12 protein-coding genes are annotated in these 13,341 nt (G+C 55.6%); 5 read left to right on the forward strand and 7 right to left on the reverse strand.

What is annotated here, in order from left to right; genetic code table 11:
- Positions 1-6: 6 nt before the first annotated feature.
- From ACP15L_RS16700 to ACP15L_RS16710, 3 genes are read left to right on the forward strand one after another with little or no spacing between them, the layout of a single operon-like run.
- A complete protein-coding gene (locus ACP15L_RS16700) occupies positions 7-2,133 on the forward strand; it encodes an ABC transporter permease (RefSeq protein WP_425085059.1) in 2,127 nt (708 codons plus the stop codon).
- Positions 2,130-3,203 carry an ABC transporter ATP-binding protein gene (locus tag ACP15L_RS16705; RefSeq protein ID WP_425085049.1) on the forward strand — a complete coding sequence of 358 codons (1,074 nt, stop codon included), beginning with the start codon at positions 2,130-2,132 and terminating at the stop codon, positions 3,201-3,203. The genes ACP15L_RS16700 and ACP15L_RS16705 overlap by 4 nt, the downstream gene beginning before the upstream one ends.
- 2 nt (positions 3,204-3,205) lie before the next feature.
- The gene (locus ACP15L_RS16710) at positions 3,206-3,772 is read left to right on the forward strand and encodes a histidine phosphatase family protein (protein WP_170660750.1); all 567 of its coding nucleotides are present in this window, start codon (positions 3,206-3,208) and stop codon (positions 3,770-3,772) included.
- Between the two features lie 6 nt (positions 3,773-3,778).
- Here ACP15L_RS16710 and ACP15L_RS16715 read toward each other — a convergent pair whose 3' ends face one another.
- The 7 genes from ACP15L_RS16715 to ACP15L_RS16745 all read right to left on the reverse strand — a co-directional run bounded on the left by ACP15L_RS16715 (position 3,779) and on the right by ACP15L_RS16745 (position 11,303).
- Positions 3,779-4,546 carry an inositol monophosphatase family protein gene (locus ACP15L_RS16715; RefSeq protein WP_170660751.1) on the reverse strand — a complete coding sequence of 256 codons (768 nt, stop codon included), beginning with the start codon at positions 4,544-4,546 and terminating at the stop codon, positions 3,779-3,781.
- Positions 4,547-5,138: 592 nt separating this feature from the next.
- Entirely contained in the window at positions 5,139-5,948 is an 810-nt protein-coding gene (locus ACP15L_RS16720) for an NAD-dependent epimerase/dehydratase family protein (protein WP_171175051.1), read from the reverse strand.
- On the reverse strand, positions 5,936-6,838 hold the full coding sequence (locus tag ACP15L_RS16725) for a hypothetical protein (protein WP_425085050.1): 903 nt from the start codon (positions 6,836-6,838) through the stop codon (positions 5,936-5,938). The genes ACP15L_RS16720 and ACP15L_RS16725 overlap by 13 nt, the downstream gene beginning before the upstream one ends.
- A 52-nt stretch (positions 6,839-6,890) precedes the next feature.
- Positions 6,891-7,886, reverse strand: coding sequence for a substrate-binding domain-containing protein (locus tag ACP15L_RS16730; RefSeq protein WP_170719178.1), 996 nt, complete (start codon positions 7,884-7,886; stop codon positions 6,891-6,893).
- Positions 7,887-7,942: 56 nt separating this feature from the next.
- Complete coding sequence (locus ACP15L_RS16735; protein ID WP_174818509.1) at positions 7,943-8,929, reverse strand: ABC transporter permease; 987 nt, start codon at positions 8,927-8,929, stop codon at positions 7,943-7,945.
- Between the two features lie 2 nt (positions 8,930-8,931).
- Positions 8,932-10,527, reverse strand: a complete 1,596-nt coding sequence (locus ACP15L_RS16740; RefSeq protein WP_425085051.1) for a sugar ABC transporter ATP-binding protein — start codon at positions 10,525-10,527, stop codon at positions 8,932-8,934.
- A gap of 104 nt (positions 10,528-10,631) precedes the next feature.
- Positions 10,632-11,303 carry a GntR family transcriptional regulator gene (locus ACP15L_RS16745; RefSeq protein WP_170719179.1) on the reverse strand — a complete coding sequence of 224 codons (672 nt, stop codon included), beginning with the start codon at positions 11,301-11,303 and terminating at the stop codon, positions 10,632-10,634.
- A gap of 85 nt (positions 11,304-11,388) precedes the next feature.
- On the opposite strand from ACP15L_RS16745, the gene ACP15L_RS16750 reads away from it, so the two are divergent.
- Both ACP15L_RS16750 and ACP15L_RS16755 read left to right on the forward strand, forming a co-directional pair.
- Positions 11,389-12,279 (forward strand): SMP-30/gluconolactonase/LRE family protein, encoded by an 891-nt coding sequence (locus tag ACP15L_RS16750; protein WP_216599183.1) that lies wholly within the window; start codon positions 11,389-11,391, stop codon positions 12,277-12,279.
- 26 nt (positions 12,280-12,305) lie between these two features.
- Entirely contained in the window at positions 12,306-13,340 is a 1,035-nt protein-coding gene (locus ACP15L_RS16755) for a sugar ABC transporter substrate-binding protein (RefSeq protein WP_170768855.1), read from the forward strand.
- The last annotated feature ends 1 nt before the right edge of the window (position 13,341 follow it).

The following is a 13,341-nucleotide window of genomic DNA, read 5'->3' on the forward strand; positions in this document are numbered from 1 at the left end:
TGGTACATGGTTGAGGATGGCCTTTGGTCATTTGAATGGCTCTTTAACGGCTATCCGTATGACGAAGATTTTGCGCCCGCTCTATTTCTGATCGGGCAGGGTGAAAAGCTCTGGCTTGCACCCTTGCTGATACCGCTGGCATTGCCAATTCTGGTGCTTGGGAAACCTAAATCTGATCCGATCTACGCTAAGATCCTGATACTTGCGGGTGCACTGGGCTTTGGCTGGCTGATTGCGCAAGGCTTCGGGATCGGCATTCGCGGCTTCAACTTCGACTGGCTCAAGGCCCTGTTTGGCGCGCCAAAAATCCGACAGTTCGGCATGGGGTATGGCGCGATGCTCTGTGCGTCGGCCTTCCTGTTCCTGCTCACGCAGGGCATCGCGGCGCGCGGTGCAGTCAACGGCGATGTGTTTGTCGTCAGCGCCATCGGCGGTGTCATTACAATTGTCACCGCCTTCGTGTTCTTTCCAATTGCCAACATGCTGTTTTCGGCCTTTGTGACCGAAGACGGCGCCTATTCGGTATCTGTTTTTGCCTCGAAGTTCTTTGATGATCGTCTCTGGGGATTGGGGTGTTTTTGGGGTGCGAAATGCGGCGCCGCGTGGAACTCCCTCTTTTTGGCCATTCTCGTCGGCCTGATCACCACGGTTCTGGGACTTTGTTTTGCGCTTGTGGTCACCAGGTCAGGGTTTCGGTTCAAGCGTGGGATGCGCGCGCTGACTGTTTTGCCAATAATCACGCCTCCCTTCGTAATCGGGCTGGCCTTGATCCTACTCTTCGGTTTGTCCGGGTCGGTCACAGTCTTTTTCGCTGATCTTTTTGGCGTGCAACCGTCGCGGTGGCTCTATGGAATGCCGGGCGTCCTGATCGCCCAGACGCTGGCCTTCACTCCCATCGCATTTCTGGTGCTGATTGGTGTTGTCGAAGGCGTGTCGCCGTCGATGGAGGAAGCCGCCCAAACGCTGCGCGCCAATAGGTGGCAAACCTTCCGAACGGTGTCGCTGCCCCTGATGAGACCCGGTCTGGCGAATGCATTTCTGCTCGGCTTCATCGAAAGCATGGCCGACTTCGGCAACCCGCTTGTTCTAGGCGGTAATTTTGACGTTCTGTCGACCGAGATATTCTTTGCCATCGTCGGCGCGCAATATGATCAGGGTCGGGCCGCCGTGCTGGCCATGGTACTGCTCTTCTTCACGCTGTCTGCTTTTTACGCGCAGCGCGCCTGGCTCGGTAGGAAAAGCTACACCACCGTTTCCGGCAAGGGGGACGCCGGGGTGCATCCGCTGATGCCCAATGGGCTGGCAATACCCGTGCTGGCCATCGCGACCATCTGGGCGCTGTTTACAGCGGTTGTGTACGGCATGATCATTTACGGCAGCGTCGTTGAGCTTTGGGGTGTCAACAACACGCTCACCTTCAAACACTATTTCACCGCCTTCTCAGTTCGCTTTGAAGAGGAAGGTATCCGCTGGACGGGTGCCGCATGGGACAGTTTCTGGACCACCATCAGCATTGCGGCCATAGCGGCTCCGCTGACGGCAGCTGTAGGACTGGTGACCGCCTACTTGCTCACGCGCCAAAATTTCTCCGGAAAAAACGCCTTCGAATTCGGAACGATGCTGTCCTTCGCCATTCCCGGTACCGTCATCGGGGTCAGCTACATCCTGGCTTTCAACGTTCCCCCGATTGAAATCACAGGCACTGGTGTGATCCTCGTGATCAGCTTCATTTTCCGCAACATGCCCGTCGGCGTGCGTGCGGGCATTGCATCCATGTCGCAACTGGACAGGTCGCTTGATGAATCCTCGCTGACTCTGGGTGCAAACTCGTGGCAGACGTTCCGACGCGTGATCCTGCCCCTGCTCAAGCCCGCCATCCTAGCGGCACTCGTCTACAGTTTTGTCCGCGCGATGACCGCGATCTCGGCAGTCATTTTTCTGGTATCAGCCGAATACGACATGGCGACCAGCTACATCATCGGGCGCGTCGAGAACAATGACTACGGCCTTGCCATCGCCTATTCCACCACGCTGATCTTCGTGATGCTGGCATCTGTAGGGCTTTTGCAATTCCTCGTGGGCCGCGTGCAGATCGGACGGCGCACCCAGATCGGAGCGGAAAGAACGACATGACGGATACCAACATTGCTAGTAAAGCCGCGCCGGTTCGGTTCGAAGGAGTGTCAAAAGTATTTGGCAAAGATGTCGTGGCCGTCGACAACATCGACCTGCATGTGGAAGCAGGTAAACTGGTGACGCTGCTGGGACCATCGGGCTGCGGCAAAACAACGACGCTGCGCATGATTGCCGGTCTGGAGATGGCCAACTCGGGCAGGATCGTGATTGGCGATCGCGACGTGACCAAGCTGCCCGCGACTGATCGCGATGTGTCTATGGTGTTTCAGTCTTACGCCCTGTTCCCACATATGAGCGTGCTGGAAAACGTGATGTACGGTTTGACATTCTCCGGCTTTGCTAAGAGCGAGGCCAGATCGCGCGCGCTCAAAGGGTTGGAACTGGTGGGCCTCAAGGGCTTCGACAACCGTTTGCCTAGCGAGCTGTCAGGAGGCCAGCAACAACGTGTCGCAGTCGCCCGCGCGCTGGTGCTGGAACCGCAGGTGCTGCTCTTTGACGAACCCCTTTCGAACCTCGATGCCAAACTGCGCCGACAGGTGCGCGAAGACATTCGCTCCATTCAGCGGGACCTCGGACTGACGGTTGTCTATGTAACCCATGATCAGGAGGAAGCGCTTGCCGTGTCCGACGAGATCGTCGTCATGCGTAACGCCGCCATCGCCCAGATCGGCACACCACGGCAACTCTATGACGCACCAATCGACCGCTTCGTGGCTGACTTCATCGGTGAAGCGAACCTGATCGAGTGCAAAATCGTCGAAGTCGATGGCGATCAGGCGACAATCGACATCGAAGGTCACCGCCACAGCTTGCCCTCTCGCGATTTGCCCGTGGGTCCGGCAACGCTGGCGGTGCGTCCGTCCCGCATCCTGATCGGATACGAAACCGGCATCCCGGTAAAAGTCTCCAAAGCTACCTATGTCGGCGTGCGCATGGAATATACGCTGACCGGCGCATTCGGACAGGTGTTTGCCGTGCAGGACGACGTGGATGATCCGTTGCTACCGGGCGCTGACGTCAAAATGGCCTTTGCAGACCGGGGACCGGTTTTGCTGCCGAAGGGCTGACATTGCCGAAACTCGTTATCATTTCGCACCCGGAAGTGGTCGTGAACCCAGAGATCGCAATCACCAACTGGGAACTGAGTGAGGTGGGCCGCACCCGGGCCGAAGCATTTGCAAATGCGCCGATCATGGCTTCGGTCAGCGCCATCTGGTCCAGCACCGAACGCAAGGCAGAACAGACAGCTGCGATCCTGGCCAAACCGCACGGCCTTGAGGTGAAGGTAAACCCGGCGCTGGGCGAAAATGACCGCAGTGCCACCGGTTTCTTGCCACCGCACCAGTTCGAAGCCGCCGCCGATGCATTCTTCGCTGCACCCGACGTGAGCTTTCGCGGCTGGGAAACCGCGACAGATGCTCAGGCCCGGATTGTCGGGGCAGTCACGTCAATCATGGACGCGCACGATGGTGGTGATCTTGCCATCGTAACCCACGGCGCGGTTGGGACGCTGCTGTGGTGTCATCTCTCCGGGGTGCGGATTGATCGCCAGCACGACCAGCCTGGGCAGGGGCATTTCTGGAGCGCTGATTTGGACACGCTGTGCTGCAACCCCGGCTGGCGGGCTATCGCCTGACGCAAATCAGACGTGCCATGCCTTCTCGCAAATTGCTTTGAGATCATCAAAGATCTTTGGCGTACCGGCAATGACACGGCCACCATCGCGGATCATTTCATTCACGTCCTGTTCTTCGACGACGCCGCCCGCCTCTGTGATCAACAGCTGACCGGCAAGACAGTCCCACGCGTTCATATGCTCTTCGACGTACCCCAACAGCCGGCCTGCTGCGACATAGGCAAGCGACAGCGCGCCGCTTGCATTGCGATGATACATGGCCCCGCGTTCGATGATGGCTGAAATGATTGGTATCACCTTTGCCGCTTCGATGCGGTTCGAATATCCGACCGAGACGGTCCCGCTTGCCATATCGACGCCTGATGCGACCTGCATTGGCTGCCCGTTGAGCGTTGCTCCCGCCCCCCGCATGGCGACATAGGTCTCAGCCACGTTCGGCTCGTGAATGACACCGATTTGTGTTTGTCCCTCTGAAACAACCGCCAGGACGATCGTCCACGCCGGAATGCCGTTTACGAAGTTCGTGGTGCCGTCAATTGGGTCTATTACCCAGTCAAACCCACTGGACCCTGATTTCGCAGCGTGCTCTTCTCCGAAGATTGCGTCATCGGGATAGGCCTCGGCTATTTTTTCGCGAACATACGTCTCGACATTCCGGTCGGCTTCGCTGACCCAATCCTGAGCACCCTTTGCATCCACCACCAGAGTGTCTCTATTGCCAAAATATTTTATAGCCAATGCACCTGCTTCTTCAGCCAATTTGGTGGCGAACATACTTCGATCAGAGATGCTATGCACTCGACCCTCCTGCCGTTAAATTCTGTTTCTGATTATGAACAATAGGCGGTGCCGGGGGTCAGCACCACTAAGCAACATTGAAACCCGTTTCGTCGGTTTCTTCAGATACATATTACGACAACGAAATGAAGCCCCAAACTAATCGTGGACAGCGGACCTATGCATTTGATGTCTCTTACGTGAAGGCCCGCTTTGAGCGCGTTGTAGCCCAAAGCCGATTAATTTCCGACGGTACAGCTTAAACCCATAAAACCTTTGACCGACCATAAATCTAGCGACTGCCTTGTCCGCAGAGCGGTCATTCAGACGGAACGCAGCGAACGACCGCTCTGAGCCAAAATTTACCGATGTTGCTTACGCGCATGCCAGATTTGGTGCGATCCATAGCAACAAAAGTTCGAAAATTCCGGAGGTATTGTCAAAAGAACTTGGGTTGAGCGGGACAGGGGCGTCATGTCATTCTCCGTCGACCGCGAAGAGGAAAACGCTCATCTTTTCAATTTCTTAATTCGGTACGAGGTTTCGGAAGCTGATTGTGCGAGACGCAATAATGCCCGGACCTTGTACTCTACCAATCTGGAAAACGTGTCGTGAAATAGCTGGGGAGTCGGACTGTAAACAGCCGTTTCAGCGTGGATCTTAAGACAATGCCCACTGTTGTTTTAGCGGGGCATCCGTCCTTTGGAGAGTAGCCAATCGCTTGCCGCGTTTCGGTGATGTCCCAGCGCATCCCCGGGTTATCTGACATTAGGTTCAGGGCTGCGAAGGAAATGTCCTTGGCATCTATTGCGGCGCGCATTCCGCCTAAAAAGTCCCGATCGCTGAGCCACATCTCCTGACCCCATCGGCCCATCGCCATATGCGTGCCGGGCTGATTGTCATGAGTCCATTGCGTCCATCCGATGCGCAGGCAGATGACCGACAGTCCGTAATGCTCGGCGAAATAGGCCCCTATCCGTTCACAGAACAGCTTTGACACGCCATAGGCGTTTACTGGACCTGGTGTTGTCGTGCTGTTGAGAACGTCGTGCGTGAACCTTTTGTCGCCGTGGACCCAGTTGGAGCTGGCAAGAACTACCCGGCTGACGCCCATGGCTGCCGAATGGTGATAGAGTGAAAGCGTTGCATCCATATTGTGTTTGATCGCGGAGGCCCAGGTGGCGGAGGGCTCTCGGTCACCAGCTAGATGCACGACAACGTCCACTCCCTTAAGCAAACTGACCCAACTGCTGTCGTCGGACAGGTCTGCGGTGTGAATGTCGGGATGATCAACGGGGCGAATGTCGATGCCAGAAACGGTGTAGTCGGGGTCGCTTTCTAGCGCGTCAAAAAGTTTGCGGCCGAGATGCCCACCAGCGCCTGTAATCAGGACATGCATGACAGGAATTCCTTGTTGTTTGTGAGCCCCAATGGCATTTGGGATGCATCTTCCTCCGCCAAGATGCGGAACGTCTGCCGAAAATTCAGCGTTTCATTCGGTGCGAGGTTGCGTGCCGGGGAGTGCCACTCCGCTTCGCAATAGGCGTAATCGCCCGAGTTAAAGACCTCAAACGGATAGTCGTGTGCAAATTGATCGCCCTGTTGTAGTTCTGGTACTGAACACATCAGCAGAGGGCCATCAGCGCCGCACCGCGCCACTGTACGTCCGTTTGGGTTCGGTAGCCCGACCTTGAATTCCTGCTGTCTGTTGCAATCCACGACAATGCCTTTGCCGTGCGTAGCTATCATCCCTTCGGCAGAGCCAAAAACAGGATGATGTGCAGGGTCTACCAATTCGACACCGATCTTGGCAGGGGTGTTAAGCATCATGACTGACCAAATGCCGGTGAGGCGCAAGGAGGTCCCATGGTTGGCAACGATGTGTTCTATGTCCCAGCTCTCCGCGGAGGTTAGTGTGATACGGCGCGACACCGACAAGCGCGAGGTCGGGCATACTGCGCTGGTCATGTCGACATGAGTGCTGCTTCTTGAAGTGATCTGGTAAGCACCGCTGTCCAACACGGGAAACGGAGCGCCGTTTACCCAGGATGCATCCGGGGCGATCCACGTCTTCTCTCCGCCCCAGAGCGGAAAACCAAATTGTGGAGAGCGTGTGGGCAGATCAGTAAGCTGCGTGTCATCGACCTCCAACCCGTCGAGATCTGTGTTTTGAAATAGGAGGGAGCGCCCCTGGAAATTCACATCCCATAAGCGGCCTCCGATGCCGGGCAGGAGTGTCAGCTGCAGATCGTTTTGCTGCAGGTGAAGAACGCTCCATCTGTCCGACATGTACCCCCTCCTATCGGTTTCCCAGCGCGATAGAATGCACCGGGACAATCCCTTAGGTGTGCTTGAACTGGACGACGTTTTCGGCAGTGATCGGCATAACCCCGGTTTCAACACGCTCGGGTAGAGGATTGATGCCAGCCGCCTTCCAATCGGGCAATACCTTCAGCGCGTCAGTGTTCTGCCAATGCATCAAGTGGAAGGCGAGAAAGATCTCAAGATAGGATTTCTGAGCCACTGCGCCGTGAATTGTGCCGTCTTCGATGTAGGGAAGCATATCATCATTTCGGTCCATCGCGACGATCTTGATGTCCTTGCGTCCCGCCTCATTGACGGCAATTGCCGCGCCTTTGCCGCTGTCGCCGTCCGTGCCACCAATGCCAACAATATCCGGGTTCGCCTGGATGGCCTGAAGATAGGCCGTCGGTGCATAGGACGGGTCGGCCTTGTCGTTGACGACGTCGACCACCTCGATATCCGGGTATTTCTCGGCAAAGATTTGTTTGTACCCTTCGACACGCTCTAACGTGGAAGGGGCAGGGAAGGTGCCGAGGATAACCTTGCCCTTACCGCCAATCGCTTGCGCCAGCATTTCGCCGCCGACACGTCCTGCCTGAACGCCGTTGATACCAAGGAATGTGGACCGGGGACTGTCGGGAATATCGCCAATACAACATGTGACAGGAATACCGGCCTCAACCGCACGTTCGACGCCGGGGGCCAGAGTGGCCGGATCACCGGGGAAGATAAGGATGCCTGCGGGACGTCTTGCGATCAGTTCATCCAATTGGCGTGCTTGTGCAGCCGTGTCGAAATCCAACGGGCCCGTGAATGTGGCCTTGATGCCCATTAGTTCCTCTAGGTCTTCCATCGCATTGCGATAGTCCACCCAGAACGGCACCTGCGTGACGATGGACAGGAACACATATTCCTTGCCGGCCGCTTGTGCCATTGCCTCTTTGGACAGCATGGGCAGTCCGAACGCTGCGGCCAATCCAGCGGTGGTGCCCGCTGTCAGCAGCCTGCGCCGATTCACATTCAATTCAGTCATCGTAGTCTCCCTGTTTTGGATCTTTGGTTGTTGTTGAGTTTTGGAAAGCTTGCGGATCAACCCCGTTTGCTTCGGATCAGCATGTCCAAGGCGACCGCTGTAACGAGTACACCGCCGATGACGATCATCTGCCAGTAGATCGATACGGCCAGCATCGTCATGGTGTTGTTGATCAACGCGACGAAAACGACGCCGAGGAAAGCACCAAGAATAGTACCTTCGCCGCCGCGTAGGGATGCGCCACCGATGACAGCCGCTGCCAGAACCTGAAGTTCGATTCCGTTGCCTGCCGTGGGCGTACCGCTCATCAGGCGCGAGGCCAGTAAAACCCCCGCCAAAGCGGCCAGAATACCAGTCAGTGCGTACAGAATGATACGCACGCGTGTGACATGGATGCCTGACAACATCGCAGCCTTTTCATTGGCGCCGATGAAATAGACCTGACGGAAAAAGCGTGTGTGGCGGACGGCAAGGTCAAACAGGACGACGAGCAGAATGGTGAACAAGACGATGACCGGAAAGCCGCCTATGTCGGCTTTGCCGATCCAGGCAAATGATGCAGGCAGGCTTGAAACAGAAAACCCTTCGGTCAGGACAAGAGCGATGCCTCGCGCAATCGACATCGTGCCTAGGGTCGCGATAAGCGGATTGATCCCGAGGCCGGTCACCAGCAAACCGTTCACTACACCGACAATTCCACCCAGCACTAATCCGCATACCACAGCGAGCGGAATTGGCATGCCAGTCAAAAGCAGCATGGCTACGACTGTAGAAGACAAAGCCATAACCGATCCAACGGAAAGATCGAACCCGCCGGATGCAAGTAGGATCGCCATACCGATCACGATGATCGCGGTGGGGGCCATGCCCACGGCCACGGCTCGAAAGTTCGAGAAGCTAAGGAAGTAGGGATTAACGTTGGACATCACGATGATGATGGCGGCGATCAGAACGATCAGCGTCAGTTCACGAATATCGACAAAAGCTTGTAAAACACGGCGCAGCAGCGGACGCTTCATGGGCAAGTTGGCTTGAGCGGTCATGGTCACGTCGCGACTCCTGATTTATTGGTTTGGGGTGCGTCCACAATTGGAACGGAATTTCCGGCGGCCATTTGAAGAAGCGTGGTTTCGGTTGCCTCAGCGGCTGCGATGTCTCCCATGAGGCGACCGTCGTGGACGACAAGGATGCGGGTTGAGAGAGAAACAAGTTCGGGAAAATCGGATGACACGACGAGGATGGCCATTCCCTCGGCCGCTCGACGCAAAAGTTCCGTGTGGATTTGGAATTTGGCTCCGACATCGACCCCTTTTGTGGGCTCCTCGATGATCAGAAGAGCTGGTGCGCGTTTGAGCCACTTGGCCAACATAATCTTTTGTTGATTGCCGCCTGACAGATCGCCAACAAGTTCGTTAATCCCGCTGGTTTTGACACTGAAGGCGTTAATTGCTACTTGGCTGGCTGCTTTGATCGAGCCCGAACGCATGAACCCAGCAGACGCATGATCGGAAAGACTGGCGGCGATCAGATTGTCGCTGAGTGATTGTTCCAAAAAGAGGCCTTCAGTCTTGCGTTCCTCAGGAACAAACCCGACCCCAGCACGCATCGCCTGCCGTAAGGATGCAAAGTTAACATGCTTGCCGTGAAGTCTGATCTCCCCGGTCGCGCTATGCATCAGCCCGACAATCGATCGAACAATCTCGCTGCGGCGAGCGCCCATCAACCCAGCCATCCCTACAATCTCTCCGGCTTTAATGGAGAAAGAAATGTCTTCGAATTCACCTGGATGGGTTAGGTCTTGGACATGCAAAACCTCTTCGCCGTTAACCTTACCTGACCGCGTGACATCACCGGGGTGAGCGCCGCCGATCATCTCGGCAACGACTTGTTCCTGAGAAGTTTCCGAAGCTGGTAGAGTGCTGATGTGGCGCCCATCTCGCAAAACGGTAATGCGATCCGAGATCTGGAAAATCTCGGCCATATGGTGGCTGACATAGACGATGCCAATCCCTTTTTTTGTCAGGGACTTTAGGACTTCGAAAAGTGCGTCTACTTCGTCGGGTGCCAATGCCGATGTCGGTTCATCCAGCAAAAGGACGCGGGAATTCAGCGACAGAGCCTTGGCGATTTCAACAATCTGGCGGGAGCTGATCGGCAAGTTTTCAACTGGTGTTGAGACGTCGATATCCAGACCGAATTCCGCCAGCAACGCCTCCGCTCGGCGGCGCAGTTCAGGCCAGTCAACTACGCCGAACCGGGTGGGTACGCGGCCCGCGTAGATGTTTTCCGCAACGGAGAGCGCGCCAGCGAGGCTGAGCTCTTGGAAAACACAGCCGATGCCCAGAGATTGCGCATGCGACGGGCTTTCGACCCGCTGTTCCTGACCGTCGCACAAGATACGCCCAGCAGAAGGTTGGTGAAGTCCATAAAACAGGCCGAGACAGGTGGATTTTCCGGCGCCGTTTTCCCCACACAGCGCGTGAACTTCGCCGGGTCTCAATTCAAAGTCGACGCCATCCAAAACAATGTTCGTGCCGAAGCTTTTGCCAACCCGATCCAGCTGGATCAGTGGCTGTAGCCCCGTTGATTCAGGTTGCATTGTTGGCGTCATATAAGTTTCCTCCCGCCTTTTGATTGGCATCTGATATCTCAGATGTCAACCGAAAAGAAAAGACCGGGAGGTGCCCAAGAGAAAGGGGCGGCGCCGTTTTGGCCCGCCCCCGTAACAACGAAGCTACGTTTTTGCTAGGATGCCCTCGCTCCTTCGAGGACGATGGCGGCGCTTTTGTAGGCTTGTCTGGTGCGGTCAATATGCGCTGTGAGAAGAGATTTGATTTTGGCCATGTCGCCTTCGCGTACGGCAATAGCGATTTTCGAATGCTCATCGAAGGAAAGCTCAGTATGCTGTGGAAGCTTCGCCAGATGGGTCCGCAATGCGGCAATCTTACCGATGTAGCGTGTATAGCTGGCCGTCAGATAGTCGTTCCCGGCATGTTCGAAAATCAACTGATGAAACGCTGTGTCCAGTGAAAGGTAGCCCTTTTCATTACCTCGACTGCGTTCCTTTTCCATGTCCTTCACTACACGCTGCATGTCATCGGCAAGATCTTCTGGGTTCCTCGATAGCGCCAGTTCAAAGGCGGCAGTCTCGATAGCCTGTCTGAAGTCGCAGATCTGAGTCACTTCCGGCTCAGACAGCGAAAAAACGCGGGCGCCTTTTTGAGGCTCGATACTGACCAATCCTTCGTCACGTAGTTGAGCGAGTGCTTCGCGGACTGGCGATTTCGATACGCCCAGCTCTTCGGAGATTTTTCGCTCCGACAAAACCTGACCCATTTTCAGGGAGCCATCGATAATACTATTCCGCAAATGTTCCAGTGCGAGTTCACGCAAAGACTTGGGTCTCTCAAGCGCCATCTGAGGATATCTCCAAAAAAAGGTGTTGCCAGATGCAAGATATCTGATACACCAGATTAGGCAAGCTGGTATATCAGATATCAGGATGTACTTAGGAGATCAAAAAGTGCGCGCAGAGTTGGTCGTCGATTGTAAGAACCAGCACGGGGAAGGGATTTTCTGGAATCCCGCCGATGGCCTTGTCTGGTGGACCGACATTGAAGGCTGTGCGCTTTGGTCATTTGATCCTGCAACGTCAGAAACCGCCTCTCATGAGATGCCGGAGCGCGTGTGTTGCTTCGCGCCGCGCGCGTCTGGCGGTCTGATCGTTGCGTACGCGGATCGAGTTGTCTTGTTCGATTCGCCCAATGGCGAGGAAACCCTCGTGGCACGATTCGAGTCGAACAATCAGGAGACTCGGCTGAACGATGGGCGAACTGATCGCCAGGGGCGATTGATTGTTGGAGGCATGAACGAAGCTTCTGGTAAGGCCGATTCGTCAGTCATCCGCGTCGATAAAGATTTGAGTGTACGGACGATTATCGAAGGAGTGTCTTGCGCCAATTCGACTTGCTTTACGTCCGACGGTGAGACGATGTTCTTCGCGGATACCCCAGATCGAGAAATCGTCGCATTTGATTACGATACCCGAAGTGGAACCGTCTCGAACCGTCGGCAGCACGCTTCTTTCAATGATGAGCCTGGCTTGCCTGATGGGTCCTGTGTCGATGCCGAAGGGGGCGTCTGGAATGCAGAATGGGAAGGCCATCGCGTTGTTCGCGTTGCACCTGACGGCACGATAGATCGCGTGATCGAGGTGCCGGTCTGGAAGCCCACCTGTTGCGCTTTCGGTGGCCCTGATCTCGACACGCTTTTCATCACGACCTCAAGGCTGATGAGTGACGAAGCAGCTTTAACAAAAGAACCGGAATCCGGCGGCCTGTTTGCTGTGAAACCCGGCGTTCGTGGCGTGATCGACGCGCCATTCAAAGGATAACCAACGAAGTTCTGGAGGAGAAAAATATGTTAAAAACGCTAATGACCACTGCACTTGCCGCGGGGTTCGCCACGCTGGCAACGGTCGCTCTGGCGGAAAATTATCCAGCGCCGGTTCCACTTGAAGACGGGGCACAAGCGCCAATCGATGCGATAGAACCCAAGAACGAAACGTTCCGGATCGCGTATATGCCGCCGGCGACTGAGTTCAACTACTACATCGCAATCGGTGAAGGCATCAAAGCGGTTGCTGCTGAGGCCGGGGTCGAAGTCTTCATGCTTGCGCCCCAGTCCGGTGCGGACATCAACGGCCAAATGGGAATGATCCAGGATGTGCTGACGCAGGATGTGGATGCAATCATCTTTGGGACACACGATGAATTTGCTGCCGCACCACTGCTTAAGCAGGCCGTCGACAAGGGCATGGCAGTTTTGATGATCAACTCGGACATCCCGAACTTCCCGACACCAATTCATGGCGTGGTCGGGTACTCTCAGCGCAATGGCACACATGCCATCGCTGACTGGGCCATTGAAACTTATGGCGATCAACCGTTGAAGGTCGGAATCATCGAAGGGCAACCTGGCTATCACTCGACCGAGCGTGTGGGTGGCTTCCTCGACGGTATCGAGGGCAACGATAACTTCGACGTTGTGGTCTCAATTGACGGTAAATGGAACGTTGAAGGCGGCAACACTGCTGGTATGGATATCCTGCAGTCGAATCCCGATCTCGACATGATCTTTGCGGCGAACGACTACATGATCATTGGGGCGTCTTTCGCGGCTAAGGCACTAGGTCGCAATGACATCGTCCTTTTGGGCAATGATGGCGACACGTCCGGCCTTGAAGAAATTGCGGCTGGCAACATCACGGCAACCGTCAACACCTCACCATTCCTGATGGGTAAGGCGGCTATGCACGCAACCATTGATGCGCTCAACGGGTCCTATCCCGGCGGCTGGATCGAAACGCCCACATCAATTGAAGACAAAGATGGTGCGATCAGCGTGCTGCAAGAGCCAGAAAAGCTCTTCCCGCAGCCGTCCAAAGAGTACTGAG

The sequence above is a fragment of the Ruegeria profundi genome (assembly GCF_049800715.1).
In the GTDB taxonomy this organism is placed as follows: domain Bacteria; phylum Pseudomonadota; class Alphaproteobacteria; order Rhodobacterales; family Rhodobacteraceae; genus Ruegeria; species Ruegeria profundi_A.

Coding starts and splice junctions, on each gene's coding strand:
- ACP15L_RS16700 (WP_425085059.1), top strand. CDS start 7: ATGGTTGAGGATGGCCTTTGGTCATTTGAATGGCTCTTTAACGGCTAT.
- ACP15L_RS16705 (WP_425085049.1), top strand. CDS start 2,130: ATGACGGATACCAACATTGCTAGTAAAGCCGCGCCGGTTCGGTTCGAA.
- ACP15L_RS16715 (WP_170660751.1), bottom strand. CDS start 4,546: ATGTTCGCCACCAAATTGGCTGAAGAAGCAGGTGCATTGGCTATAAAA.
- ACP15L_RS16720 (WP_171175051.1), bottom strand. CDS start 5,948: ATGCATGTCCTGATTACAGGCGCTGGTGGGCATCTCGGCCGCAAACTT.
- ACP15L_RS16725 (WP_425085050.1), bottom strand. CDS start 6,838: ATGTCGGACAGATGGAGCGTTCTTCACCTGCAGCAAAACGATCTGCAG.
- ACP15L_RS16730 (WP_170719178.1), bottom strand. CDS start 7,886: ATGACTGAATTGAATGTGAATCGGCGCAGGCTGCTGACAGCGGGCACC.
- ACP15L_RS16735 (WP_174818509.1), bottom strand. CDS start 8,929: ATGACCGCTCAAGCCAACTTGCCCATGAAGCGTCCGCTGCTGCGCCGT.
- ACP15L_RS16740 (WP_425085051.1), bottom strand. CDS start 10,527: ATGCCAATCAAAAGGCGGGAGGAAACTTATATGACGCCAACAATGCAA.
- ACP15L_RS16745 (WP_170719179.1), bottom strand. CDS start 11,303: ATGGCGCTTGAGAGACCCAAGTCTTTGCGTGAACTCGCACTGGAACAT.
- ACP15L_RS16750 (WP_216599183.1), top strand. CDS start 11,389: ATGTACTTAGGAGATCAAAAAGTGCGCGCAGAGTTGGTCGTCGATTGT.
- ACP15L_RS16755 (WP_170768855.1), top strand. CDS start 12,306: ATGTTAAAAACGCTAATGACCACTGCACTTGCCGCGGGGTTCGCCACG.